Below are 25,546 nucleotides of genomic sequence, written 5' to 3' on the forward strand. Positions count from 1 at the left end.
GCGGTAAGGGGAAGAACGGCCTAATACCGACTTGTCCAACAAAGCCGGTCATGCCCACCACAGGATCAATAAAAAATGCAGCCAAGCGCAGCTTGGGTTCAATTTGGCTGCACGATCTTGGTGTGATCGGCTCGGTTCTTGGTGACACTAGGGTGTAGACACTCGGACAAGTCACACCCAACCACCCGCGCCTTGCGCGACCAGAACAGCTTAGACCAACCACGCCACTGACCCGATGATGGGGCCGTTGCATTCGTGGGGAACCGTTCGGCCCATCCATCAGGCAATGGGATTTTGCAGCGTGCCAGACGTTCTAACATCCAGACCAGCGACAGGTTGGCCAAGGGGCGCGCGGGTTCATACCCACTGATCTGCCCACCGATGTCGCCGTGGGTTCCCGGAAACCAGACTTGTTCCATTTTACCGGCCCACCCTGGGGGACAGGCCCAAAGCACTGGCGCATACGCTTCGCGCTTTTCATCCAACGCCAAGGCATGAAACCCGTGGCGCACCGACGCGCCCAGCGCGTGGTTGTGAAAGGCATGTTCGATGTTGGACCACCGCCAAAGGATCGGCAACCGCACGCCAAGCGCTTTGACCGTGTCCCAAACCGCCACTGCCTCGATCACAACGACTGAATGACACATGCGTTTGCGGAATGCCTCAGCTGCCAAGCCACGCCCACCACGCCGATAATGGCGGTAAGCCAGTTGTATATTGCGTTCCGTCGCACAGTCGGTTTTCACCAGCCCGACCAGATCAATCACCCCCGCAAGCGAACGCACAGCATAGGCCCCGCGGGAATAACCTGACAAAACGATGCGATCCCCAGTCTGGTAGCGCGTCGCCAAGACACCGTACGCCCGTTTGATCTGGCGATTGATGCCCCGCCCTTCCATCACGTCCAGCGTCTCTCCCCAGTCAGTCCATTGAATACCGGGTTCGTAATAAATTGTCAGGTTGTCTGCGCGTTTGGTGCCCCCACTTGCCTCTCGCAACAGTTTGTACAGCTGCCCTGCATGAGTTTCAAAGCCAACGTCTAACGACGACATCGTCCCATCAAGGATAATCACATGGGTGGCGGGGCCACGGTGTCGTACACCAGCCGTCTCGTGCTGCCGCCCGCGTCCGATCAGGAATTGGACCCAATTACGCAGACGCATCACTGCCCCTTTGCAACATCTGCCAGACGCGGTGCGGCGTGAACGGCATCTGCACATCGCGCACGCCAAGATCCCAAACCGCGTCTTGCACCGCGTTTGTGATGGCGGCTAATGCGCCGACCGTGCCCGCCTCACCGCAGCCCTTCATGCCCATCGGATTATACCGGCTCGGCGTGCCCTCTGTGTCGAAATACATCATCGGGACATCGTCGGCGCGCGCCATCCCATAGTCCATGAACGATGCAGTGAGCAGTTGGCCGTCTTCGTCATAAACAACCCGTTCAAACAGCGCCTGACCAATGCCCTGCACGACCCCGCCATGTACTTGCCCTTCAACCAGCATCGGGTTGATAAGATTTCCAAAATCATCAATCACTGTGTAACGTTCGACAGTGACAACACCTGTCTCTGGGTCAATCTCAACCTCTGAAACATGGGCACCATTGGGGTAACTGCGCTGGTCAAGTGTGATCCGTTTTGACACACTCAACAGGTCATCTCGCCCTGCGTCGCGCGCCATATCCGCCACGTCAAGCATGGTGGGTGTCAGGTTTGATCCATTAACACGGAAACGCTCATCATCGAACGACACGTCCGTTGCGGGCACGCCTTCACCTTGCGCAAGGAACGCCGAAAACCCGTTAATCATCATGTCTACGGCGGCCAGTGTCGCGGTGTTTTGCACGGTGGCGGACCGCGACCCACCTGTGCCACCGCCCGTGGCGATCAAATCAGAATCGCCTTGCACAACTGCGATCCGATCCGCAGGAATCCCCGTTTGATCCGCCAAGAACTGCGCAAAGACAGTTTCGTGGCCCTGTCCGTTGCTTTGCGTGCCGACGAATATTGACACCGTTCCATCCTTGTTGAAATCCACACGGCTCGTTTCGCTAGAATCGCCCAGAATGCTTTCGATATAGTAACACAGACCGATTCCGCGCAATTTGCCCGCCGCCGCAGACGCCACGCGGCGTTCGGCAAACCCATCGCGGTCTGCCTCACGCGTGACACGCGCCAACACCCGTTCGAAATCGCCCACGTCATAGGGCTGGCCCGTGGCGGACATATACGGAAACTGGTCGGGTTTGATGAAATTGCGCTGCCGCAACGTCCAAGGGTCCACACCCATTTCGCGGGCCGCGTGATCTAAGCTGCGTTCCAGCACATAAATCGCTTCGGGTCGCCCTGCACCGCGATAGGCGTCGACCTGCGTGGTGTTCGTGTAGACCCCAACAGTGCGCATCGCCACAGCCTGCACATCATAAACACCCGGCAGAACCTTACTGAAAAACGCCGTCTGGATCAGTTGCCCAGCTTGGGAATTATAGGCACCCAGATTGGCAATTGTATCGACTTTGTAGGCGACTAAACGATGATTTGCATCAAATCCCAACGTCGCAGTGCTGACCAGATCGCGCCCCGCATTGTCGCTTTGCATCGCCTCTGATCGATCCGACATCCACGCCACAGGACGGCCCAAAACCTTTGCTGCGTGGGCACACAGGAATGTTTCGGGGTAATCCATCGCCTTCATGCCGAACCCACCACCAACATCGGGGGTGGTGACACGCACATCCGCGGTGTCCATCCGCAACGCTTGCGCGATTGAATCTCGCGGTGCCCAAACGCCCTGACCATTGACGCTAACGTGTAAACGCGCGCCTTCGGGTTCCGCGTAACAGCCGCGCGGCTCCATTGAATTGACGATGATGCGGTTGTCGTGCACGGGCACTTCGATCACATGCGCAGCACTTGCCAGTGCTTTATCCACCGCCGCGTTGTCCCCCATCGACCAGTCAAACGCCACATTGTCCGGCGCTTGGGGATGCAATGGCGGCCCACCGGGTGCCAACGCCATGTGGACATCCAGATCGTCAAAATCCAGTTCGATCATTTCGGCCGCATCGCGCGCTTGCGCCAATGTGTCGGCAACAACGAACGCCACGGGTTCCCCGACAAACCGCACACGGCCCCGCGCCAAGATCGGGCGTTCGGGGGCTGCGGCTTTCGTGCCGTCGCTGTTGTTGATGATGTTGGCATTCATCGCGACGTGCAGCCCTACGGCTTCAAGGTCCGCCAACGTCGCCACCATGTGCACCCCGTCTGCTGCGCGCGCCTCAGCGATGTCCAGCGTCGTGATCTCCCCGTGGGCGACGGTTGATCGCAGCACATAGGCCCGCAGCGCCCCCTGAGGCACAATATCATCCACATACCGCCCGGTACCGTTTAGAAAACGAACGTCCTCAACCCGTTTGACCGATTGGGATTTTCCAAACTTTTCCATGTGCCTCGCTCCTGTAACCTCACGTTAAATCCTAGACTGCAGGACGGGCGCGTCTACCCCTATCCTTGGCCCTAACCTTGGCCCTAACCTTGGCCCCTTCCCCTTCACGCCCCGCTCGGTTATTTCACGCCCAAACAAAGGGGCCGCACACCATGCCAATGGAAAAGAAATTCGACGCGAGTGAGGCCGAGGCCCGCATCACCGACCGCTGGTTGTCCGAAGACGCCTTCAAAGCAGGCGCAAATGCGTCGCGCCCCGACACCTACTGCGTCATGATCCCGCCGCCCAACGTCACCGGCGTTTTGCACATGGGCCATGCGTTCAACAACACCTTGCAGGACATTCTGGTGCGCTGGCATCGGATGCGCGGGTTCGACACGCTTTGGCAGCCGGGAACCGACCATGCGGGCATCGCCACGCAAATGGTGGTGGAACGGCAACTGGCCGAAACGGGGCAGCCCAAACGCATCGAAATGGGGCGCGAAAAGTTCCTCGAAAAGGTCTGGGACTGGAAGGCCGAATCCGGTGGCCAGATCATCAATCAGCTCAAACGCCTTGGTGCGTCGTGTGACTGGGACCGCGAGGCATTCACCATGTCCGGCGCCCCCGGTGCGCCCGCATCAGCGCAAGGGAATTTCCACGACGCCGTCATCAAAGTCTTTGTTGAAATGTACAACAAAGGCCTGATCTATCGCGGCAAACGTCTGGTCAATTGGGACCCGCACTTTGAAACCGCGATTTCCGATCTTGAGGTCGAAAATATCGAAGTCGACGGCCATATGTGGCATTTCAAATACCCGCTCGCGGACGGCGTAACCTATGACTACATCGAAAAAGACGCGGACGGAAACGTAACACTTAGCGAAAAGCGAAACTATATCTCAATCGCCACAACACGGCCCGAAACCATGCTTGGGGACGGCGCTGTGGCCGTCAATCCAAAGGATGAACGGTACGCGCCACTGATCGGAAAACTATGTGAAATTCCGGTTGGTCCAAAAGAATCCCGTCGCCTAATCCCGATCATCCTTGACGACTACCCGGATATGGATTTCGGCTCAGGTGCGGTGAAAATCACCGGCGCGCATGACTTCAACGACTACATGGTCGCCAAACGAAACGGCATCCCGATGTACGCGCTGATGGACACACGCGGTGCGATGCGCAGCGATGGCAAACCCTACGCAGACGAAGCCGCAGTCGCGCAATCCATCGCCAGTGGTGACACCGAATTTGACGAAGCGATGATCGCCGCGATGAACCTTGTGCCAGACGCCTATCGTGGCATGGATCGTTTTGCAGCCCGCGATGCAGTTGTGGCCGATATCACCGCCGACGGCCTCGCCGTGATGCACGACGTCACCCGCAAGATTAAGGATGATGAGGGCGTTGAGAGCGAGATTACCGAAACCGTGCCCTACGTCGAAGCCAAGAAAATCATGCAGCCGTTTGGCGACCGATCAGGCGTCGTCATCGAACCTGCGCTGACTGATCAATGGTTCGTGGAAACCGACAAAATTGTCGGCCCAGCGCTGGACGCGGTGCGCGACGGCACGGTCACAATCATGCCGGACTCGGGCAAGAAAACCTACTTCCATTGGCTGGAAAACATCGAACCATGGTGCATCTCACGCCAGTTGTGGTGGGGACACCAGATTCCGGTTTGGACAGCAATGGTCCCCACGCTTGAAGGTCAAGTAGGGACATGGAGAGTTGGTGTCGGCGACGGTATTTCGCGAGAGAAAGCCAAGAAATTCCTTGATGAAAACAAGTATGACGAGGAAGCAATGGGCGGCAAGCTCACACCCGGCGGAATGCTAACAATGGATTTCTGTGCAGCCAGTTTAGAGGAGGCTCAAGCACAGATTTCCAAGGTTTGGCAGGAACGGATGAACTTTGTCCCAAAGAATTTCGTAGAACTGGATGGCGATCCCGGCGATTGGCTTCAAAACCAAGCTTGGGTGCTGCGAGACGATAGCGAGTACGACTCACTACCAATGTGGCGCGATCCAGACGTCCTCGACACATGGTTCTCCTCCGGCCTTTGGCCCATCGGCACACTCGGCTGGCCCGAAGACACCGACGCGCTGAAAAAATACTTCCCCACCTCTGATCTGATCACCGGACAGGACATCCTGTTTTTCTGGGTCGCCCGCATGATGATGATGCAGCTGGCCGTCGTGAACCAAGTGCCGTTCAAAACCATCTACCTCCACGGCCTCGTGCGCGATGCCAAGGGTAAGAAGATGTCGAAATCCACCGGCAACGTCATCGACCCGCTTGATATCATCGACGAATACGGCGCCGACGCGCTGCGGTTCACCAATGCCGCGATGGCGTCCCTTGGTGGGGCGCTGAAACTCGACATGCAGCGCATCGCGGGCTACCGCAATTTTGGCACCAAACTGTGGAACGCCTGTCGGTTCGCAGAAATGAACGGTGCCTTCGGTATGTACAGCCAGTGCACAGCCTGTGTACACGATGTGCCACCCACCCAATCGGTCAATAAATGGATCATCGGTGAGACCGCAAAGGTGCTGGTTGTGGTGAATGACGCCTTAAATACCTACCGCTTTAACGACGCCGCGGACGCGCTTTATAAATTCGTCTGGGGCAAGGTGTGCGATTGGTATGTTGAACTGTCAAAGCCGCTGTTGATGGATGGTACGGACGCAGAAAAGCAGGAAACTCAACAGGTTATGAACTGGGTTCTGTCGCAATGCGTCACGCTTTTGCATCCGATTATGCCGTTCATCACCGAAGAATTATGGGCATTGATGGGCAACGACACCTTACTGACGCATCAAGACTGGCCCGAAATTTCCGCAGGCCTGGTGGACGATCAGGCGGACGCTGAAATGTCGTGGGTTATCCAAATCATCGAAAACATTAGATCAACCCGCGCACAGATGAACGTGCCGGCGGGTCTTTATGTGCCACTGATCCAGACCGAAGCGGATGCAGACGCGCGTACAGCTTGGGCCAACAATGAAGCCTTGATCAAGCGTCTGGCGCGGGTCGATAGCCTGACGGAAGGCGATGCACCAAAGGGGTCTCTGACCGTCGGCACAAAGGGCGCGATATTTGCATTGCCGCTGGCCGACATCATCGACGTAGACGCCGAAAAAGCCCGTATTACCAAGTCATTGGGCAAAGTTGAAAAAGAGGCTGGCGGTTTGCGTGGGCGTCTGGGAAACCCGAAATTCGCGCAAAATGCGACCACCGAAGTTGTCGACGAAGCCCGCGCAAATCTAGCGCTGCGGGAAGAAGAAATCGCGCAACTGTCAGCCGCTTTGGTGCAGCTTAACGAAATCTAAATTCGGGGCGTCCATAATGGGCGCGTTGTCGAATACACCACGCGCCCAACCGCACGCAGCATGGAGAGCGATTTGTCATAAACCAGCGTCAGGATACGGCGACCGGACCCACTGCGCGCAAATGGGGCGATCCCGCGTGCTCCTAAGGCAGCACCAGTTGTTGCCATCAAACCCCTGCGTGTAAGGCGTATCGTGCGTTTGCGTGTGAAATTTTGTCCTTTATTGCACGTGGCGGCCGCGTTAACCCTTTTCAAAGGGAAAGGAAGACCGCAGACTCCTCCCATGAACAAAAACACAGAAAACGACCCCCGCCTGACCGCCCTTGCAGCATCGCTGCCAACCTCAGTCCCCTTCATCGGGCCCGAAGCGCAGGAGCGCAGCGCAGGTGCACCGTTCAAAGCGCGACTTGGCGCCAACGAAAGCGTGTTTGGACCATCACCAAAGGCAATCCGCACCATGCGCATGGCTGTCAAAGATTCGTGGATGTATGGTGATCCCGAAAGCCACGATTTGCGCATGGCCCTCGCCACCCACCACACAATAGATCCGAGCGAGATTGTCGTCGGCGCGGGCATTGACGGACTTCTGGATAGCATCGCGCGGTTAACCGTGACCAAAGATACGCCAGTCGTGACCAGCCTTGGCGCGTATCCGACGTTCAACTACCATGTGACTGGCTATGGTGGCGTGATCCACGAGGTTAAGTATACCGCTGATTTTGAAGACCCAGAACAGCTGATCGCCAAAGCACGAGAGGTCGGCGCGAAGCTGATTTATATGTCTAATCCCGACAATCCGATGGGCACATGGCACAGCAGCGCGACGATCCAGCGGATGATCGAAAACGTGCCGCACGGCTGTCTTTTGGTGCTCGATGAGGCGTATGTCGAACTTGCACCACAAGGAACGGCGCCCGCGATCAATACCAATGATGCGCGGGTGATCCGGCTGCGCACGTTCTCAAAGGGGTACGGCTTGGCCGGCGCGCGGGTCGGCTACGCTGTGGGCCATAAGACGTTGATTTCGGCGTTCAACCGCGTGCGCAATCACTTCGGGATGAGCCGGATTTCCCAAGCTGGCGCGCTTGAGGCATTGGCAGATCAGGACTGGCTGGCTGATGTGTGCGACAAGGTCGAAGCGGCGCGGCAAACGCTTTACCAGATCGCGGAAGACAACGGATTGACGGCGATCCCATCCGCCACAAATTTTGTTACCATTGATTGTGGGCAGGATGGCGCGTTTGCCCGTTCAGTTCTGAGCGCCTTGATCGAAATGAGGATATTTGTGCGCATGCCGTTCGTCACACCACAAGATCGCTGCATCCGGATTTCATGTGGAACCCCAAAAGACATGACGCTGGTTGCCAAGGCATTGCCCAAAGCGCTGGCCCTAGCATCTGGCCAAGCCTTGGGCAGATGCTAGGGCAAAGCCTTGCACGGATCAGGTTCACAAAAAACTTAAGTGATATTTTACGGACAGCCGTCAAAATTGGACTGATACACTACAGGAGCATGCCATGCGCAAAACCTATAAAAGTGACGAAAATTACACTGACGCGTTTTGATCACCGCAGGTCTTTTGTTATTCATGGCATTTTTCACACTGGCGGCCGCCAAGGGGTTCATATGGGTCCTGTTGTGCGCAGCACTGATCGACGGCTTGATCCGCCTACGTGCTGCGCGGCTTCGTGCCGCCTGCACGGGTTAGATCGGCCAACACCTGCGATGCCGCTTCCAATGCGCCTGCGCCGTGGGGAATGCCCAACGCCTTTAGCCCTGCGTCGATCGTACCAAGGAACCCCAACACCATATGGCCATTGACGTGGCCCATGTGTCCGATGCGAAAGAATGCGCTGGCGGGGGAGCGGCCCAAACCGATGCCCAATGTCACGCCCATATTGTCCTCGCACCATGCCCGAAGCACGTCGCCCTGACCCTCATCGAGCCGCAAAGACGTGATCGCACGCGACCGCGCCGCGGGGTCGGCCACGTTGATCTGCATCGGCCCCGCCGATGACCACACATCAGTGGCCGCCCAGATCGCATGGGCCAACCCGTCATGGCGCGCCCAAACATTTTGCAGCCCCTCGTCATTGATCATATCGAGCGCTTCGCGCAGCCCGTAAATGTGATGCGTCGGCGCGGTCCCATCAAAAAATTTCCAGTATTCATCGCCCACAACACGTGGCCGCCAATCCCAATACTTCGACACGCGACTGGCGGTTTCACGCACCGCGTCTGCCTTGTTATTGAACCAGACAAACCCGATACCCGGCGGTGTCATCAAACCCTTTTGGCTGGCGGCGACGGTGATATCCACACCCCAATCGTCCATATGATATTCGTCGCACCCCAGCGACGCGATGGCGTCACACATCAACAATGCCCCGTGGCCTGCACGATCCATAGTCGCGCGTACGCCTTTGATATCATTCAGAACTCCGGTTGATGTATCAACCAGAACCGTCAACACCGCCTTGATGCGCCCAGTTGTGTCGGCTTTCAACACGGCCTCAACCTGCGCAAGGTCAACAGCGTCGCTGTCGCCAAAGTCAATTGTTTCAACCGCGGCACCCAGCCCCTGAGCCATCTCGCCCCAACCGACGCAGAACCGTCCCGTCGCGAGGACCAGAACTGTGTCGCCATCGTTGAGGATATTCGACAACGCCGCTTCCCAGACACCGTGGCCGTTGCCAACGTAGATGGCCACGTCGTGGCGCGTTCCAGCAACCGCCTTCAGGTCTGGAAAAAGGCTGCGCGTCACATCATGAAGCTCACCCGTATAGATGTTGGGCGCCGCGCGGTGCATCGCGCGCAACACACGGTCCGGCATCACAGACGGCCCCGGAATTGCGAGATACGTCAAACCATTGGCAAACATGTTGTGCGTCCTTAAATGAATGGTGTCAGGCGGACATTATCTTGCGAAAATGCAGCGTCAATGGCGGACAGGCGATCCTGAACATGCCAGCACCTTTCACCTGTGTTCAATAGCGCCTAGAAGTAGGTAAATTGAAGACGGAACCGCAATGACCGACCCCGCCCAAACGCCCGCGCCTGCCGCGAAATCTGAACGCACAAGTCGCGCTATGTTCCAGTGGCTGTGGGGTAATTATTTGCGCCGCCACATCGTGTTGTTGTTGGTCGCAGTGGCATTGATGGTCATCGAGGGATCCACATTTGGCGTTCTGAGTTACATGATGCAGCCGATGTTTGATAACGTCTTTATCGGCGGTCAACAGGGGGCAGTCTGGATCATTGGTACGGTCATTCTGGCGCTTTTCATGGTTCGCGCGGTGACGTCCCTCACCCAGCGCGTGATCCTCAAACGGATCGCAGAGCAGAGCGCGGCAGACATTCGCACCGACCTTTTGCGCCACCTGATGCGACTGGACACAGCGTTCCATCAGGCCCACCCCCCTGGCACGTTGATCGAACGGGTGCAGGGCGATGTGCAGGCGTTGGGGGGCGTTTGGACGGGGCTGATCACCGGCCTTGGCCGCGATATGGTCGCGGTTGTCGCACTATTTTCGGTGGCGCTGTGGGTCGATTGGGTTTGGACCGCTATTGCTTTGATTGGCATCCCCATTCTGGTGCTGCCATCCTTTGCAATCCAAGGCTATGTACGCCATAAAGCTCGCGCGGCACGCGAGGTTGCAGCCGATATGTCCACCCGACTGGATGAGGTATTTCACGGCATAAACCCCATAAAACTCAACAGTTTAGAAGACTACCAAGGGAAGCGGTATGAGGCCCTGACAAGTCGCCGTGTGCGCACCGAGACGCAGGCCGCGTTCGGTCAGGCGATGATCCCGAGCTTAGTGGATATCATGGCAGGCCTCGGGTTCTTCGCCGTGCTGTTATACGGCGGCAATCAGATCATTGACGGGCAGAAAACAGTCGGCGAATTCATGGCGTTCTTCACCGCCATGGCCATCGCGTTTGACCCTCTGCGTCGTCTGGGCAACCTGACCGGCCTGTGGCAAGCTGCCGCCGCTGCGATTGACCGCTTGCTCGATCTATTTGACGCACAGCCAACTTTGCTCTCCCCCAACGACCCTGTGGCGATCCCCGTAAACGCGCCAAAGATCAGCTTTTACAATGTCTCACTCAGTTACGGTGATCTGCCCGTTCTCAACGGCGCGACGTTTACGGCGCAAGCGGGCCAAACGACTGCTCTGGTGGGTGCATCTGGCGCTGGCAAAAGCACGTTGTTCAATGTGTTGACCCGTCTTGTGGAACCACAATCAGGCAGTGTCAGCTTGGATGACACGCCGATCAACACCCTAGCGCTTACGGACCTTCGCAGCCTTGTGTCAACTGTGTCACAAGACGCGGCGCTGTTTGACGAAACCCTGCGCGACAACATTTTGCTGGGTAAGACAGCTATCACGGACGATGTCCTGAACGCGACGCTCGATGATGCCCATGTCGCCGATTTCCTTGTTAAACTGCCTGCCGGCCTCGACAGTCCTGCAGGACCGCGCGGATCGAACCTATCAGGTGGTCAGCGCCAACGCGTCGCCATTGCGCGCGCCCTGCTGCGCGATACACCGATCCTGTTGCTGGATGAAGCGACCAGCGCCCTGGACACTAAATCAGAAACCATCGTGCAAGGTGCCCTTGACCGTCTTGCAATGGGACGCACGACCCTTGTGATCGCGCACCGCCTGTCGACGATTCAGAACGCGCACAAGATCGTGGTGATAGACAAGGGCCGTGTCGTTGATGAAGGCACACACACGGACCTGCTCGCACGTGGTGGGCTTTATGCCGATCTGTACCGCTTGCAGTTTCGCGACGGTAAACAGGTGATCGACGGCAAAAACCGCCCCCGCAAGCAAACTATAGCCGCTAAATCGAACGCGCGGCCACAATCCTGGCTTGCGCGTCTGTTCAATCGCCCCGAACGACATTAGGTAACAATTATGATTAATCGCACCCTTATTCGTTTGTCCGGCCCCGATACCGTTGAATTCCTGCAAGGGTTGATCACGAATGATGTGGCCAAGACCAGCGGCGGCCTTGTTTACGCAGCACTTCTGACACCACAGGGCAAATACATCGCGGATTTCTTTGTCACCGCGCAAGACGGCGCGTTGTTGATTGATGTCGCCACGTCCCATGCGGCGATGCTGGCACAGCGTCTGACCATGTACCGTTTGCGTTCGGACGTGCAGATCGCAGAGGCGCCACTGTTAGTGTCACGTGGCACGGGTACGGCGCCCAACAGTGCTCTGCCCGACCCGCGCCATGCAGCCCTTGGGTGGCGTCTGATCGCAGCCACCGACCAAAGTGACGACACGGATTGGGATGCGCTGCGCGTGGCACACGTAATCCCGGAAACCGGCATTGAACTGACGCCCGAAACCTACATCCTTGAAGCCGGATTTGAGCGTCTGAATGGCGTTGATTTTCGCAAAGGCTGCTACGTCGGTCAGGAAATCGCTGCGCGGATGAAACACAAAACAGAGCTGAAAAAAGGTCTCGCGCAGGTGTCGATCTCTGGGGTAGCCCCCGCCAAGTTTCCAATGGGAACCGAAATCACCACCAACGGCAGACCCGCTGGCACACTTTACACGCAATCTGGCGGCCTCGCGCTTGCGCACCTGCGCTTTGATCGCGCGACGGGCGACATGCAGGCAGGTGGCGCAACTTTGCGTCGCACTTAACCCTAACTTTACCCTGCCTTTGTCTCAAAAATACCCCCGCCCGAGGCTCCTTCCGTATCGAAACATATAGTCCCCAACGGATCTGCACATCAGGCAATCGAGCGCGTTCTGAATATTCCATCGTGCTTGTCTTGTGAAGATCTTGGGGCTCATGCGAAGAGCGCGCAAGTGCCTGCCACGCCGAACATAGCGTGCGCCGGCAGTGATTGGATCGCATCGGGCTTAGTTTGACAGACCGTCTTAGAGACAGATCAACCATCGTCTTCGTATAGGGCCTGATCCTCGCAATGATGGGGTTGGCTTTGATCTTATCCTAGACAAACTCAGAAAATTGCAGATCGCGCGCATGTCGTTGGTTAGAGATAGAACCCGCCTGCTGACCGAATCAAAACTCAGACCGTGCTTTTTACGCGCCGCCAAATCAAAGCGCGACTGGGGCAAGTGGAACGCCAGCTCACAGCCCTTGAGGTCGAATTGAAAACGATGCTTTGCCACTGTGCGCACAGCCCCCGTGAGCATGACATCCTGCGTTCGATTCCAAGTATTGGTGAGGTTGCCGCAGTGGCCATCTTGGTTGAATGCCCCGAGATTGGCACATTGGGGCGTAAGCAGGCCGCGAGTTTGGCAGGCGTCGCTCCGATGACACAACATTCCGGAAAATAGAACGGTAAGGCCTTCATCCAAGGGGGGCGCAAATTCCTGCGAGGGGCGCCCTACATGCCAGCTCTCTTTGCTGTACGCCACAACCCAGACCTTGCTCGAAAGTACCAAGCCATGATTGCTGCAGGAAAACCGACCAAACTCGCCCTAACGGCACTCTCATCGAAATGGCAACCGCGCTTATCAAAGCAGATAGGAAATAGTCACCAAACAGCTCTTGATCCAGACGGATACTCTGGGCGCGTTCTGAGTATTCCATCGCGCTCTAAGCGCGTTCTGAGTATTCCATTGTCTCGGTGTTGACGACGATATCTTCGTCCTGGCCTACAAACGGCGGCACCATCACGCGCACGCCGTTGTCCAGAATGGCGGGCTTGAATGAATTGGCGGCAGTCTGACCCTTCACAACAGGTTCCGTCTCGACGATCTTGCAGGTCACTTTCTGCGGTAAACGCGCATTTAATGCCTCTTCTTCGTGGAATTCGATCACAGCGATCATGCCGTCTTGCAGGAACGGGCGGCAATCGCCAAGCAATTCTGCAGGCAGTTCGATCTGCTCGTAGGTTTCGATATCCATGAACGTCAGCATTCCATCGGTCTCGTAAAGGAATTGTTGATCTTTCTGCTCCAAACGGACCTTCTCGACTTTGTCGGCGGACCGGAAGCGTTCGTTTAGTTTGGAACCGTTGCGCAAATTCCGCATTTCGACTTGTGCAAAAGCACCGCCTTTGCCCGGTTTGACATGGTCGACTTTGACCGCGGCCCACAGACCGCCATTATGTTCAAGGACGTTTCCGATGCGGATTTCGTTACCGTTAATTTTTGCCATAACCCAAATGTGTCCAAACGATGTCAAAAGGTTGTAGTGTAGTTGACGAGCTCTATATCTTGAGACGAGGCACCGCGCAAGCCAACCAGATACTGTTTACAGATTGATCGAGCCATGCCATAAACGCATAGCTGCCATTCCAAATAAGGACCCCCGAATCGGTTCGAAACAGGCATATTGCACAAACTGCCAGCTACAAGGGCAAAAATAGAACAAGGACCGAATATGCGAGATTTCGTCGATGGCACAGCATTTAACAATGAACAAGGCAATCGCGCCCGCAAGCTTTTTGCGGCAGTGGTATTGGCCGCGTTGGATGATGCGATTGCGGACGATAAGAAGTATGGCAACGGGCCTGAACAGATCGCACGCTGGGCACGGTCCCGCGATGGTCGCGAAGTTCTTTCCTGCGCCGGTATCGACCCCAACGAACGCGTCGTGACAGGTCTGATGGACTTCGTTGGCAAAGGGGTGCGCACATCTGTGGCTTTGTCACGTGAAGAAAGCGAACGTCGCGCAGTGGCCGAAGCCGCGGATCAAGAAGTCCGCGCCGCTTAACCTGCCCCACGTTTTGTCTGCCGATAGCCTACAAAGAAAAAACGCGGCCCTCTGCTCGGGGTCGCGTTTTCTTTTGTCACTAACCGCCTTGGGCAAAGACGAACATCCAGACGTAAAAGACCGCAGCCTGTGCCGCGCCCAACAGCAAGATCAATGGACGCATGCGCCACCCTCTGAACCGCAACATTGCAACTGTGTAGAAGCCAAGTGATGCGATCATCTCCATCGGCCCGGCAATCACGGCATGATGATTACGATCCCAATAGCTGACGGGACTTTAAAATTTCCAATTGCTGATCGGCTAGAAATGCGCCCATCAGTCATCATGATGGAGCATAAGATCAAGGCCAAGATGCAACAATGCCGCGCAACAAAGCGCAATCGCCCACCTTGATCGAAGCGCGAGCGCCAAACCCAACCCTATCCCCCACAGGATAATCGAGTTATCGACCCAAAAGATGCTTTGCCAAGTATCTGAGAAATACAGTTGCCCAAAGACGATTTTCGGATCCGTGCCCAGCACCCGCCAATGCCGCCGCCGTCACTTTGGATGCATCAGCTTTGCCAAAGACCGCCAGCCCGAAAATCAGGTGCGCTGGTGTGTTCATGCTCTTCCCTCGGACGTCTCGCCTGCCTAAAGAAGTAGCGTGGAGGAACGCCATGACGAAGGCAATAATGATCCAAGGGGCCGGGTCCAATGTGGGGAAATCCATGTTGGTGGCAGGGCTGTGCCGTGCCGCCGTCAAACGCGGGCTGTCCGTCGCCCCGTTTAAGCCGCAGAACATGTCCAACAACGCGGCCGTTACGTCGGACGGCGGTGAAATTGGCCGTGCGCAAGCACTGCAAGCGCGCGCCTGCGGGTTGGAACCGCACACGGATATGAACCCTGTGTTATTGAAACCCGAAACTGACGTCGGCGCGCAAGTCATTGTGCAGGGCAAGCGTTTCGCGACCATGAAAGCGCGGGAATACGGGACCCGAAAGGCCGATCTGATCCCAAAGGTTTTGGAAAGTTATCACCGCCTCGCAAACGCGCACGACCTGATTTTGATCGAAGGCGCGGGTTCCCCCGCTGAGATCAACCTGCGGGCAGGCGACATCGCCAATATGGGATTTGCCGAAGCCGCAGGTTGCCCAGTTATTCTTGTCGGGGACATCGATCGTGGTGGCGTCATTGCGCAATTGGTTGGCACAGATGTGATCCTGCCCGACGCCGACCGCGCCCGCATCAAGGCATTCGCGATCAATAAATTTCGCGGCGATCCATCCCTGTTTGCCGACGGCATGAGCGCGATCACAGATCACACTGGCTGGCTGCCAATCGGCATCGTGCCTTGGTTTGATGACGCTTGGAAATTGCCCGCCGAAGACGTGATGGACATCGCAACGCGCAAAGGCGGTGCCATCAAGGTCGTCGTGCCGCGTCTGAACCGGATTGCAAATTTCGACGATCTTGACCCGCTTGCGGCCCAGCCCGATGTCACCGTTGAAATCATTGAGGCCGGACGCCCCCTGCCCGGTGATGCAGATCTTGTGCTAATCCCCGGGTCCAAATCGACGATTGCCGATCTTGCACATTTTCGTGCCCAAGGGTGGGATACGGACCTGCTGGCCCATGTGCGGCGCGGCGGGCATGTGTTGGGTATATGTGGTGGCTATCAAATGCTTGGCCGTGAGATCGCAGATCCAGATGGAATTGAGGGGCCCGCCAGTCGTGTACGCGGGCTTGGCCTGTTGGATGTCACGACCACCATGTCAGCGCATAAGCGGTTAAATCTAAGCAATGCGACCTATGACGCGACGGGCGACACCGTGTCAGGCTACGAAATCCACATCGGTGACACCGTTGGTCCGGATCGCGCCAACGGCTGGCTGGCGCTGGATGGTCGCTCTGAAGGCGCCGCGAGTGTTGATGGGCGGATAAAGGGCTGCTATCTGCACGGGCTTTTCGCCGCAGACGGGTTTCGCGCCTCGTTTATGGCGGGTATCGGTGCGCCGGTGCAATCAGTGAACTACGACGCCGGCGTGGATGCGACGCTTGATGCGTTGGCGCACCATCTTGAGACCCATTTGGATGTCACGGCCATTTTAGGCTTGGCCGAAACTATCCCTTAGGCGGCGTGACGATCTCCTTTGGCAAGGCGGCCCGCAGCTTGGTCTATTCGAATTCTTTGCTCGACAGGATGCGGTAAATTTCCCGCCGGACCAATTTGCGCACATTGCGGGTGATCCGCTCACCCATAGGTCCCGCTAATTCCTCGCGCACGACTTCTGACACAAGCGTGCGCAGCGCATCTTCGTCTAGCGACACGCTCCCCGTGTCCAGCAACCCATCCAAATCATCATCGCCGTAGTCGTCATCATCGCCTTCGTCATCGCCAAAGTCGTAATCTTGCTCTTCGCCTGCACCCGCACGGTCTTTTGGCGCGGCATCGACAGCGGCGCTGCGGTGTTCAAACGAAATCGTGATATCGTCAATCTCAGCTTCAAAATCAGGGGTTATTTGTGCTACTTCTTCGGCGACTTGAACGTCATCTAAGCTGCGCACAACCGAACCAGGCCACGCGATGGTTTCACCCATCACTTTATCTTCGACTTCGCTGCCGTCAGGTTCAAAGTCTTGAACATCATTGGTGATTGCGGCTTCGAGTTCGGCAATCGAAGCAATCAACTTGGATCGGTCCGGAGTTTGTCCTGCAGTTGTAACGCTGTCGTCTCTGGCTGTGGCTGTATCTGTGGCTTCGGAGAAACCCGCTTGGGCTGGGACGGCTGCAAGGCCTGCTTTGCGCGCCTCGTTTGCGGAAACCCAGTCCATATCTGTCAGTTGTAAACCATCAAATTGGGGGACATCATCATCAGCCACAGCTTCATCGGTTGAGATATTTGCGTCTGAGGCAGATGCGGTCGGGACCCGAACGGACGCGACGTCAGCGGCTTTCTCCTCAGTCTCACCATCAGGCTTGACCGCCTCGGGTTGGTGCACATCTTGTTCTGCGCTGATTTCTTCGACCCAACCGGCGTCTTCATAACCTTCATCGTCTTCTGCGCTGTGATATTCTTCTGCTTTAATCGCGTTTTGGGACGTGGTGTCGTTGTCCACGACCATGAACGCCGGGGTCAGTACGAATTTATCCAGCATCGATTCGCCGACTTCGGCAACGTCTTCGGGCAGGTCTTGTTCTGACGCTTCGTCGGCCACTATAGGGGCCGGATCACGCGTACGCGCCTTATCTCCATCGCTGACAAGCCTGCGGATGGACGATAGCACGTCCTCGATTTCGACATTGGTTACTGGATCGGACATTGTTTATCCTGCTTAAGCCTCAACTCATACTTTAGCCTGCCACACGATTCCAAACAACCGATAGTCGGGATTTGATCTATTCTCCGATGGAGCGTAAAATCCGGTCCAGCGCTTGGCCCTGCTGCGAATAGGTCGCGGGGGCTTCACGCACGAGGTTATAGTAGGCCGCCGGATCATAGGTTTGCACACCAAGGTTCAGATGATCTGACGTCAGCAGGCCCATCGCCGCCAAAACGCGGTAGCTTGCGACGACTTCATCAGCCTGCGCAGAAATCGTGTTGGCCTGCGCGTCGAGCAGTTCTTGTTCCGCGTTTAACACATCCAGCGTCGTGCGTGCGCCCAGCGTTGCTTCTTCGCGGACACCACGAAAGGCAGTCCGCGCAGCGCGGACTTGAAGGGCGGACGACTCACTGCTGGCACGGGCGACGCGCAAACCGGCATAGGCATTGCCAACGTTCTGATTCACACCTTGGCTGGTGATCAAGAGCGTGGAACGTGACGCATCGCGGCGCGCCTGTGCTTGGCGGATAATCGATTGCAGCTGGCCGCCCTGATAGATCATGCCGCCATAGGTCAGGCCCAATTGCTGTGTACTGTCTCCCTGATCCGTCAAGCCAACTGTTCCACTCAGATTCAGTCTAGGATTCAACGCGGCCTCGGCGCGGCGGATGTTTAGCTCAGCCACGGAAACGCCGAGTTGGGCGCCGATCACATCCGGATGGCGGCGCACCGCAAAGGCGCGCGCATCTTCGATATTCTGCTGTACGGCTGCTGGACTGACGACATCCAGTCGACCCGGTGCACGGCCCACTGCAGCGCGGAATTCTTCGTTCGCCTGAACAAGCGCACCTTCTGCGGCAGCCAACTGGCTTTGCGACGCAGCACGCCGCGCCTCTGCCAACGCCACATCGGTACGGGTGACTTCGCCTACGTCAAAGCGGTCCTGCGCCGCACGCAGTTCTTGACTGATGACGCCAACATTACTGCGCCGCAGGACAAGAAATTCAGACTGACGCCGCACATTCATAAAAGCATCTACCGCACGAAACAGGACCTGCTGTTCAATTTGGACCAGACCCTCACGAGTCTGCAAAACAAGCTCTTTTTGGACTTCGGTGGCCAGCGCACTTGCACCACCATCGTGCAGCAGCAGGCTTGCTGTAACAGAGATTGCCCCACTCAAATCATCAGACAAACTACTGGACGAAGGGTCGGCGGAGGACGCCGCGTAAACAGCCTGCGCCTGCCATGTGATGACCGTGCGTAGGGCTGCCAACGACTGCGCCACATCCTCGTCCGCTGCACGTAGCAGCGCACGGTTTTGATCCAACAGACCAGAATTGTGGTACGCATCGCGCAATACATCCGCGAGCGAATCTGCACGCGCTGATGAGCCCAGAACCGTAAGCGAAAGGCACATCGTGGCGAACAGGCGGCCCAGAATCTTGGTCATAGTCACGGTCATGGTTGATTCCTTATCAAATCAGATGCCAGCGTCCGTTCCGGCGCATGCGGCGAATGGGTCTGTCAGAACGTAAATTCGGCTTCTTTAGCAAATCCAGGCAACATAGGGGCGCCAGCATTAAACGACATGCGCCAATTCACCGCGCCGTCAACCTTGCGTCCAATGCGCACCACGCCCAAAGCGCCCTCAGTAAAGATCGCAACGATGCGCCCACCGTCTTTAATTTGTGCCAGCAGGTTTGAGGGAATGTGTTCAACCGCGCCTTGAAGTATGATCACGTCATATGGGCCATTCTTGGCCGCACCGTCCACCAAAGCACCCTCAAATACGGCCGCGTTATCAACCCCGTGATCGGACAGATTCTGCTGTGCTTCTTGCGCCCGGTCCGGTTCATCTTCTACGGCGACGACAAAATCGGCCAATTGTGCGAGAACTGCTGTCGAATAGCCAAGCCCACATCCAAGGTCGAGCACGACATCGTTAGGCTGCACATCGACAGCCTCAAGCATCTTGGCCAGCGTGCGCGCCTCAAGCAGCACACGACCTGCACCAATGTCGACATTTTCGCCGACATAGGCAGCTTCGCGTTTTGCGTCAGGCACATAGTCCTCACGCGCAACACTCAGCAACGCATCAATAATGGGAAATTTGGTCACATCGGATGGGCGCACTTGTGTGTCCACCATCGTCGTTCTACGGGTTTGATAGTCAGCCACTTGCTAAACTCTTTCGTTCAGAATCTACAAGTCTTAGATGCCACAGCGCCCGCCTCCCCGCAACGGCCCATTACGTTGCCGCCTGCATCGCATTTGGACCACGACCAAACATCCTATTGAACCACCCCGGATTCGCCGCTAGAGCACTACCAACCACAGATGGCGAGTTGGCGGAGTGGTTACGCAGCGGATTGCAAATCCGTGTACAGGAGTTCGATTCTCCTACTCGCCTCCAATATATTGTGTTTTTTTACTCAAATAACACCATAAAACACAAGATGTAGTATTAGCCATTCTGTACACAACTCGTACACAGTCCGCCCGCAGTTTTTGCTCTGATTATGACAGCTTTCAAACTAGTGTATGTTGAACAGACACTTAACGACGTTGGCTGGTGATGAGTTACGGCATTTATACAATAAAAGTGCACAAAAAGTTGAAGCTGGATAAACGTGCAAACAGTGCAAACTGGTATGCGCGGCTGACGCTAGACAACGGCAAGCGCATTGTACGCAGCATGAAGACGGAAGACTTGGAGCAAGCTAAAGAGCGTGCACTTGAACTTTACTACGACACCCGAGCACGTATCAAAAACAAGCTGCCCGCCCAAACACGCAAATTTAGGCATGTTGCAGAGTTTGCCGTACAGCGGATGCAAAACGAACTGAATGATGGCTACGGTAAGCAGGCTTACAAAGACTATATATCAGCTTTGACACGTTGGTTGATGCCCTACTTTGGCAGCACAGATATAGACAAGATTGACTTGGCTGCGCTGACCGCTTTTGATCACTGGCGCACACAAAAACATACCAAGCAGTTCTCACAAAGCGGCATCTGCAAGCAAACGATGAGAGGGCAGCGGGACGACGCGAAGGGCTTAGAAGTTTCCCGATGCAGCCTCCTTTAGGATCAGCTTGTCCAACGTAAGGTCCGATACTGCTCGGCGAAGACGCTCGTTCTCTTTCTGTAACCGCTTCAGTTCCTTGAGTTGTTCTGTGCCCGTTCCGCCGTACTTCTTCTTCCAACGGTAATAGGTTTGTTCAGTCACACTGATCTGACGGATCGCGTCAATCCGGGGCATACCTTGCCCCATTAGAACTTCAACCTACCGTAACTTCACGATAATCTCTTCAGGCTTGGGTCTCTTGATGGCCATTTATGGTCCTCCGGTTCCTAACTATAGGGGCGGACCACTTCAAAGGGGGGGGGGGCTCAATAATTCTATAACATTCATAAGATGTCCCATTCCGTACCCTCACATTGATGCTCGGCGCCATGTCTTTTTCATACTAGCGGCCTGAAAGATGGAAGAAACCCACCTGTGCCATCAATGCATTCTCCTGTGCTGGTTTACTGCTCAATTATATCGCAGCGCAAAGTTTAGGGCAATTTATAGAGGTATCTTAATGTTTAATGTGTTAGCGTCACCCAAATCCCTCCCTTTGGTACCATCAAATAAGACACGGACAAGCACGGAAATGAGTAAATCACTTCCCTCACTTTTTACATCCTTCGCTATCAAATCAGTCAGAGCAAGAACGGTATGTTCGTCATCTTTATCAAGATCAGATGGCTTACAGTAGCCCATCTCCCACGACGGGAATGAGCGTTTACTTACGTCACCTTGCCACGCGATATACGGAGATCCATGTCGAGTGTCCCTACAAATGCGAGCATAACAACGCCCTACCGCTTCGGCGTCACCCTCAAGAACTTGAAAAAACAAATTTTTATCGTAAATAAGAAGCCCAGTTATGTCGTCGCCAGCATTATTATACCTCGATATTTCAATAATAGAATTGATGCCATCCAGTGTCATATCATCCTGGGTGTGGCTTACGTAAATAAGTTGCTTTATTACTGACATGCTACCGTTCTCCCAATTCTACACTCCTTAATGGTTATGATAAGCTCAAAATTTTACCTAGTTTTAGTGCACACTATAATAAATTTAGTTTGACAAATATTGTACCTTCAGGAATAATTAAAAAAATCAACACGATACGTTTCACAGCGCTTACACTCATCTTTTCAAATAATATCCTTACCTACCAAGACACATTCAGCTTGAACTCGCTCACCACTGTTTATCCGAAATATAATGTCGCCTAATGGATCATCAAATTGATATTGGGCTGTACCAAATCTATTTTTAACTTCAAAAATAACTAGATCATCAAGTACATTACCACCTGGTTAAAACTGCAAATTAAGGCTTGTACCATCCGGCATATGTCCGTTAATTTCACTTGGCATACATGCGGCAAGAGTTATTAGCGTTGAGGCACATGTACTCAGGCTTAAATACTTAAAGAAATTGCAGTTCACGGCTTACTCCTCTAAAATTCTCTCGGTATTAGAGAATATTGTGTAAACAACTTAGCCAAATCTATACAACAACACGCTTAGACTAAGGCCTAAATTTAGGGCATTTATACCAATTTAATGAACCAAACCGTTAAAGCCATTAAGTCCCAACATGACACTTGTGTGGCATGCCGTCAATGCCTACTTTGCGATGAAGATACCCTATACATTTAAAAGTATACCGAGCATAATTAAAGGCATAATGATTGATGACCAACATTAACTGCCTAGCCAAATTACGAAATCTACTTAGTGGCATGGAAGATGACATGGGGCTTAATAGCCTCGGCGTTGTACAGAAAAATATTGTCTATGCAGTAACACTTATTTTGCAACAACACGAAACTGTAGAGACTGGCAAGTTGCGTTCACACAAACTTTTGGACGGCACGTCGCGCAGCGCGTTTTTTCGTGCACTAAGAGATCTTGTGGATAAGGGTTACATCAAACATAATGAAGGGGCACAAAGATCATCATACACGCTTACAGAAAAACTCAAGTAGGCTCACCATGAACTCAACAGTCTCCTACTATTTACTGTCTTTTGTAATTGTATCAGTAGCATTTTTAGTTACATTTATAGTTGGTCTTCAATCATTATACCAAGGCTTATCCCTTTTAGTCCGGTTGCCCCACATGTTGACGCGGCGCAGAACCTCACCCTTGTGGCTTGAGATGCGGATCGGATCAGTTTGGAATGTCTCGTGGATTTATAGGGCGTGGCTTTTGCCGTGAACGAGGGCCTTCAGGCGCGCTGTTCAACAAAATCACGATATGTCGCTGGCCCGAGGCCAACACCGATCCCCAGCAGCGTGTCGAAGGCGCTTCGCATGTGTCGCCGTCGGTTCCAGCGGAACACGAATTCGTCGAGATAGCGTTGTAGATGGCACTTTCTGAGGCCGTGGAAGACGCTTTTTGCCCACGTTTTTAGGTTGGAGAACACGCGGTGGACCCAGTGGAGTATGTCATGTGCCTTCTTGCCGCTGACGACCTTCGCCTCATGCGTGTTTGCAGGGGGATTTTCGTAACCTAGCCAGCCGTCCGTGATGATGTGAGCACCAGGCTCTACAGCCTGACCAATGAACCCGTGCAGCGTCTTCGACGCGCCGTCGGGAATGTGTTTCATCCTGATACGGCGCGGATGTCCGTCACTTGATAACTCGACGGCACAGACGACAAACATCTTTCCAACCGGGCTCCGCCCACCCTTTGGCCGATCCTCGGGATCATGCCGGGACCGGAACGGCATCTCTGCTTCATCGATTTCGACAAGGTCTTTCAGGGGGTTGCGGTCAGGGTTGACCATCGACCGCCGCAGCTTTTGCAAGAGGAGCCACGCCGTCTTGTAGCTGCCAAGGCCAAGTTGCGCCTGAAGTTGCAGCGCTGACATGCCGTTGGAATGACTGGTGATGATGTGCGCGGCAAGAAACCAAATTCGCAACGGCAAATGGCTGCTGTGCATCACCGTGCCAGCCGTCACGGATGTCTGCCGTGCGCAACCGGCACATTCCCAAGTTGCGCGGTTTCGCTTTAACGGCCAGCCCTTGCAGGTGCCACAGGAAGGGCACACGAAGCCCTCAGGCCAACGATGTTCCGCCAGATAATGCGAACACGCTTCCTCATCAGAAAACCTGGCGTCGAACGCCGGGAGGGACATGGGTTTGTCGTTTTTCCATCTGGCTAGCATAGACAGAACAATACCAGAACATTGCAGATTGGCAAGCCGCTTCACACTACATCAGGTGCCGCCGGAGCAAAGGGGATAAGCCTTCATTAAACCTTTGATTATGCTCGGTATACTTTTAAATGAACAGTGGGTTTGCATTAAAAAAATAGGTATTGACGGTACGCCAAACAAGTGCCATGTTGGGACTTAATCAACTGCCTAGTCAAATTAAGAAATCTACTTAGCGGCATGGAAAATGGCATGGGGCTTAATAACCTCGGCGTTTTACAGAAAAATATTGTCTATGCAGTAACACTTATTTTGCAACAACACGAAACTGTGGAGACTGACAAATTGCGTTCACACAAACTTTTGGACGGCACGTAGCGTTTTTTTTCGTGCACTAAGAGATATTGTGGATAAAGGTTACATCTAACATAATGATGGAGCACAAAGATCATCATACACGCTTACAGAAAAACTCGAGTAGGCTCACCATGAACTCAACAGTCTCCTACTATTTACTATCTTTTGTAATTGTATCAGTAGCGTTTTTAGTTACATTTGTAATTTCAATCCATTTAATAAATCCGTTACAACAGCGGTTCTTCACAGGGCAGACTGAATATGTTAGCCTAATTTACTTGCCGCATGGTGTCCGAGTTTTGTCGGCTTGGTTATTAGGATGGAAATCAATACCAATCATCACTTTAGTCACTCTCTACACTCATTGGTTAGTTTTTGGAGCAAGTGGATTTTCAATAATGGGCATAGCTGGTGCGATGTCTGGCATAACTTGTGCTACATTTAGTTTTTGGACTCTTGCCAAGTTTGGCATGGATTTTCGGATATCCAGCGCAAAAGTTGCCAACTGGAGAGATGTCTTTTTAGCAGGTTGCTTAGCATCTGTTATGAGTTCGTATGGAGTCGGGCTGGCCTTTCAACACGATGTAGTGACGTTGGCGAAGTACTTCGTCGGTGACCTGACTGGAATGTTCGTGTGTTTGTTTGTCTTGATGCTTGTGTTTAAGGCCTTAAGAAAGAATAAAGTGCGCCCTTACACATAATTGTACACATACCGAATATAGCAATATTATACCCATATAAAATTAGTGATTGACGAACTCAACGCTTATTGCAAATCCGTGTACAGGAGTTCGATTCTCCTACTCGCCTCCAAACTATTTCAGTGACTTAACATATATTTTATGTGTTAGTGGTTGCCCCCAGTCTCTTTCTAGTCTCTCTCTAAATAAAGTTTTGTCTGCCATAGGTCCTGGCACTTAAGGCTGCACTTGCACCGGATAACCTTGGTCGCACACGCTCTCAGCAAACGTTTCGAGGAAGAATATTCAAAAATTTATTTTTTAGGGCTCGCAACTCTTTCTGGTCACGGTAAGAAATTTTTGTATCAGAGCGGTAGTACTGCAAGGCAGCTTTGATCCAGTTAATATGGTAAATTTCAGCAAAGAACTTGAGGATATTGCAGCAGTCTATCGCTGGGAGACATCAAAATATGCCGATTTGCCACGCAGCAGCAATG

Annotated in this window: 21 protein-coding genes, 1 tRNA gene and 1 pseudogene; 10 read left to right on the plus strand and 13 right to left on the minus strand. The window is 54.2% G+C overall.

The annotated features are described in order from the left end of the window. Window positions 1-98: 98 nt before the first annotated feature. The gene (locus OAN307_RS17390; RefSeq protein ID WP_015500909.1) at window positions 99-1,163 is read right to left on the minus strand and encodes a DUF2235 domain-containing protein; all 1,065 of its coding nucleotides are present in this window, start codon (window positions 1,161-1,163) and stop codon (window positions 99-101) included. After that, window positions 1,150-3,447 carry a xanthine dehydrogenase family protein molybdopterin-binding subunit gene (locus OAN307_RS17395; RefSeq protein ID WP_015500910.1) on the minus strand — a complete coding sequence of 766 codons (2,298 nt, stop codon included), beginning with the start codon at window positions 3,445-3,447 and terminating at the stop codon, window positions 1,150-1,152. The genes OAN307_RS17390 and OAN307_RS17395 overlap by 14 nt, the downstream gene beginning before the upstream one ends. Before the next feature lie 152 nt (window positions 3,448-3,599). Here OAN307_RS17395 and OAN307_RS17400 point away from each other — a divergent pair, with 152 nt between their 5' ends. Next, a complete protein-coding gene (locus tag OAN307_RS17400; protein WP_015500911.1) occupies window positions 3,600-6,764 on the plus strand; it encodes a valine--tRNA ligase in 3,165 nt (1,054 codons plus the stop codon). Here OAN307_RS17400 and OAN307_RS17405 read toward each other — a convergent pair. After that, a complete protein-coding gene (locus tag OAN307_RS17405) occupies window positions 6,761-6,931 on the minus strand; it encodes a Tat pathway signal protein (protein ID WP_245540884.1) in 171 nt (56 codons plus the stop codon). The two genes, OAN307_RS17400 and OAN307_RS17405, sit on opposite strands and share 4 nt — an antisense overlap. Window positions 6,932-7,046: 115 nt before the next feature. Between OAN307_RS17405 and OAN307_RS17410 the strand changes: the two genes are divergently transcribed. Beyond that, a complete protein-coding gene (locus tag OAN307_RS17410; RefSeq protein WP_044043970.1) occupies window positions 7,047-8,186 on the plus strand; it encodes a pyridoxal phosphate-dependent aminotransferase in 1,140 nt (379 codons plus the stop codon). 246 nt (window positions 8,187-8,432) lie between these two features. On the opposite strand, the gene OAN307_RS17415 is transcribed toward OAN307_RS17410, so the two are convergent. Further along, window positions 8,433-9,644 carry a pyridoxal-phosphate-dependent aminotransferase family protein gene (locus tag OAN307_RS17415; protein ID WP_015500913.1) on the minus strand — a complete coding sequence of 404 codons (1,212 nt, stop codon included), beginning with the start codon at window positions 9,642-9,644 and terminating at the stop codon, window positions 8,433-8,435. Window positions 9,645-9,792: 148 nt separating this feature from the next. Between OAN307_RS17415 and OAN307_RS17420 the strand changes: the two genes are divergently transcribed. The 3 genes from OAN307_RS17420 to OAN307_RS25495 all read left to right on the plus strand — a co-directional run bounded on the left by OAN307_RS17420 (window position 9,793) and on the right by OAN307_RS25495 (window position 13,098). Then, on the plus strand, window positions 9,793-11,682 hold the full coding sequence (locus tag OAN307_RS17420) for an ABC transporter ATP-binding protein (RefSeq protein WP_015500914.1): 1,890 nt from the start codon (window positions 9,793-9,795) through the stop codon (window positions 11,680-11,682). Window positions 11,683-11,691: 9 nt separating this feature from the next. Further along, a complete protein-coding gene (ygfZ, locus tag OAN307_RS17425; RefSeq protein ID WP_015500915.1) occupies window positions 11,692-12,435 on the plus strand; it encodes a CAF17-like 4Fe-4S cluster assembly/insertion protein YgfZ in 744 nt (247 codons plus the stop codon). 441 nt (window positions 12,436-12,876) lie between these two features. Next, window positions 12,877-13,098 carry a transposase gene (locus OAN307_RS25495; RefSeq protein WP_144055612.1) on the plus strand — a complete coding sequence of 74 codons (222 nt, stop codon included), beginning with the start codon at window positions 12,877-12,879 and terminating at the stop codon, window positions 13,096-13,098. Between the two features lie 262 nt (window positions 13,099-13,360). Here OAN307_RS25495 and efp read toward each other — a convergent pair whose 3' ends face one another. Then, a complete protein-coding gene (gene efp, locus OAN307_RS17435; protein ID WP_015500916.1) occupies window positions 13,361-13,924 on the minus strand; it encodes an elongation factor P in 564 nt (187 codons plus the stop codon). Window positions 13,925-14,149: 225 nt separating this feature from the next. Here efp and OAN307_RS17440 point away from each other — a divergent pair, with 225 nt between their 5' ends. Next, window positions 14,150-14,482 carry a DUF6280 family protein gene (locus OAN307_RS17440; RefSeq protein WP_015494366.1) on the plus strand — a complete coding sequence of 111 codons (333 nt, stop codon included), beginning with the start codon at window positions 14,150-14,152 and terminating at the stop codon, window positions 14,480-14,482. 79 nt (window positions 14,483-14,561) lie between these two features. Here OAN307_RS17440 and OAN307_RS30285 read toward each other — a convergent pair whose 3' ends face one another. Beyond that, a complete protein-coding gene (locus tag OAN307_RS30285; protein WP_015500917.1) occupies window positions 14,562-14,702 on the minus strand; it encodes a hypothetical protein in 141 nt (46 codons plus the stop codon). Between the two features lie 223 nt (window positions 14,703-14,925). After that, window positions 14,926-15,090, minus strand: coding sequence for a hypothetical protein (locus OAN307_RS30290; protein ID WP_245540885.1), 165 nt, complete (start codon window positions 15,088-15,090; stop codon window positions 14,926-14,928). 52 nt (window positions 15,091-15,142) lie between these two features. Here OAN307_RS30290 and OAN307_RS17450 point away from each other — a divergent pair, with 52 nt between their 5' ends. Further along, the gene (locus tag OAN307_RS17450) at window positions 15,143-16,597 is read left to right on the plus strand and encodes a cobyric acid synthase (protein ID WP_015500919.1); all 1,455 of its coding nucleotides are present in this window, start codon (window positions 15,143-15,145) and stop codon (window positions 16,595-16,597) included. 43 nt (window positions 16,598-16,640) lie between these two features. Here OAN307_RS17450 and OAN307_RS17455 read toward each other — a convergent pair whose 3' ends face one another. The 3 genes from OAN307_RS17455 to OAN307_RS17465 form a co-directional block, all read right to left on the minus strand. Beyond that, window positions 16,641-17,786, minus strand: a complete 1,146-nt coding sequence (locus OAN307_RS17455; RefSeq protein ID WP_015500920.1) for a hypothetical protein — start codon at window positions 17,784-17,786, stop codon at window positions 16,641-16,643. Window positions 17,787-17,862: 76 nt separating this feature from the next. After that, window positions 17,863-19,239, minus strand: a complete 1,377-nt coding sequence (locus OAN307_RS17460) for a TolC family outer membrane protein (protein ID WP_044044921.1) — start codon at window positions 19,237-19,239, stop codon at window positions 17,863-17,865. Between the two features lie 74 nt (window positions 19,240-19,313). After that, window positions 19,314-19,967, minus strand: a complete 654-nt coding sequence (locus tag OAN307_RS17465; RefSeq protein WP_015500922.1) for a protein-L-isoaspartate O-methyltransferase family protein — start codon at window positions 19,965-19,967, stop codon at window positions 19,314-19,316. 161 nt (window positions 19,968-20,128) lie between these two features. Here OAN307_RS17465 and OAN307_RS17470 point away from each other — a divergent pair. Further along, a tRNA-Cys gene (locus OAN307_RS17470) sits at window positions 20,129-20,202 on the plus strand. 631 nt (window positions 20,203-20,833) lie between these two features. Here the strand turns inward: OAN307_RS17470 and OAN307_RS17480 are convergent. Both OAN307_RS17480 and OAN307_RS25500 read right to left on the minus strand, forming a co-directional pair. Further along, window positions 20,834-21,126 (minus strand): annotated as a pseudogene (locus OAN307_RS17480) (transposase); the annotation flags it as partial. Window positions 21,127-21,360: 234 nt separating this feature from the next. Continuing rightward, window positions 21,361-21,837 carry a BLUF domain-containing protein gene (locus OAN307_RS25500; RefSeq protein WP_015500925.1) on the minus strand — a complete coding sequence of 159 codons (477 nt, stop codon included), beginning with the start codon at window positions 21,835-21,837 and terminating at the stop codon, window positions 21,361-21,363. A 757-nt stretch (window positions 21,838-22,594) separates the two neighbouring features. On the opposite strand from OAN307_RS25500, the gene OAN307_RS17490 reads away from it, so the two are divergent. Then, on the plus strand, window positions 22,595-22,840 hold the full coding sequence (locus OAN307_RS17490) for a hypothetical protein (protein WP_051068049.1): 246 nt from the start codon (window positions 22,595-22,597) through the stop codon (window positions 22,838-22,840). A 242-nt stretch (window positions 22,841-23,082) separates the two neighbouring features. On the opposite strand, the gene OAN307_RS17495 is transcribed toward OAN307_RS17490, so the two are convergent. Then, window positions 23,083-24,024 (minus strand): IS1595 family transposase, encoded by a 942-nt coding sequence (locus tag OAN307_RS17495; protein WP_015500927.1) that lies wholly within the window; start codon window positions 24,022-24,024, stop codon window positions 23,083-23,085. Window positions 24,025-24,500: 476 nt separating this feature from the next. On the opposite strand from OAN307_RS17495, the gene OAN307_RS28285 reads away from it, so the two are divergent. After that, window positions 24,501-25,070, plus strand: a complete 570-nt coding sequence (locus OAN307_RS28285) for a hypothetical protein (protein ID WP_144055613.1) — start codon at window positions 24,501-24,503, stop codon at window positions 25,068-25,070. The last annotated feature ends 476 nt before the right edge of the window (window positions 25,071-25,546 follow it).

Origin of the sequence: Octadecabacter antarcticus 307 (genome assembly GCF_000155675.2) — a bacterium.
GTDB lineage: Bacteria > Pseudomonadota > Alphaproteobacteria > Rhodobacterales > Rhodobacteraceae > Octadecabacter > Octadecabacter antarcticus.

Coding starts and splice junctions, on each gene's coding strand:
- OAN307_RS17420 (WP_015500914.1), top strand. CDS start 9,793: ATGACCGACCCCGCCCAAACGCCCGCGCCTGCCGCGAAATCTGAACGC.
- efp (WP_015500916.1), bottom strand. CDS start 13,924: ATGGCAAAAATTAACGGTAACGAAATCCGCATCGGAAACGTCCTTGAA.
- OAN307_RS28285 (WP_144055613.1), top strand. CDS start 24,501: ATGAACTCAACAGTCTCCTACTATTTACTATCTTTTGTAATTGTATCA.
- OAN307_RS17390 (WP_015500909.1), bottom strand. CDS start 1,163: ATGCGTCTGCGTAATTGGGTCCAATTCCTGATCGGACGCGGGCGGCAG.
- OAN307_RS17395 (WP_015500910.1), bottom strand. CDS start 3,447: ATGGAAAAGTTTGGAAAATCCCAATCGGTCAAACGGGTTGAGGACGTT.
- OAN307_RS25500 (WP_015500925.1), bottom strand. CDS start 21,837: ATGTCAGTAATAAAGCAACTTATTTACGTAAGCCACACCCAGGATGAT.
- OAN307_RS17415 (WP_015500913.1), bottom strand. CDS start 9,644: ATGTTTGCCAATGGTTTGACGTATCTCGCAATTCCGGGGCCGTCTGTG.
- OAN307_RS30290 (WP_245540885.1), bottom strand. CDS start 15,090: ATGAACACACCAGCGCACCTGATTTTCGGGCTGGCGGTCTTTGGCAAA.
- OAN307_RS17455 (WP_015500920.1), bottom strand. CDS start 17,786: ATGTCCGATCCAGTAACCAATGTCGAAATCGAGGACGTGCTATCGTCC.
- OAN307_RS17495 (WP_015500927.1), bottom strand. CDS start 24,024: ATGCTAGCCAGATGGAAAAACGACAAACCCATGTCCCTCCCGGCGTTC.
- OAN307_RS17440 (WP_015494366.1), top strand. CDS start 14,150: ATGCGAGATTTCGTCGATGGCACAGCATTTAACAATGAACAAGGCAAT.
- ygfZ (WP_015500915.1), top strand. CDS start 11,692: ATGATTAATCGCACCCTTATTCGTTTGTCCGGCCCCGATACCGTTGAA.
- OAN307_RS17490 (WP_051068049.1), top strand. CDS start 22,595: ATGGAAGATGACATGGGGCTTAATAGCCTCGGCGTTGTACAGAAAAAT.
- OAN307_RS17460 (WP_044044921.1), bottom strand. CDS start 19,239: ATGACCAAGATTCTGGGCCGCCTGTTCGCCACGATGTGCCTTTCGCTT.
- OAN307_RS17410 (WP_044043970.1), top strand. CDS start 7,047: ATGAACAAAAACACAGAAAACGACCCCCGCCTGACCGCCCTTGCAGCA.
- OAN307_RS17450 (WP_015500919.1), top strand. CDS start 15,143: ATGACGAAGGCAATAATGATCCAAGGGGCCGGGTCCAATGTGGGGAAA.
- OAN307_RS30285 (WP_015500917.1), bottom strand. CDS start 14,702: ATGATCGCATCACTTGGCTTCTACACAGTTGCAATGTTGCGGTTCAGA.
- OAN307_RS17400 (WP_015500911.1), top strand. CDS start 3,600: ATGCCAATGGAAAAGAAATTCGACGCGAGTGAGGCCGAGGCCCGCATC.
- OAN307_RS17405 (WP_245540884.1), bottom strand. CDS start 6,931: ATGGCAACAACTGGTGCTGCCTTAGGAGCACGCGGGATCGCCCCATTT.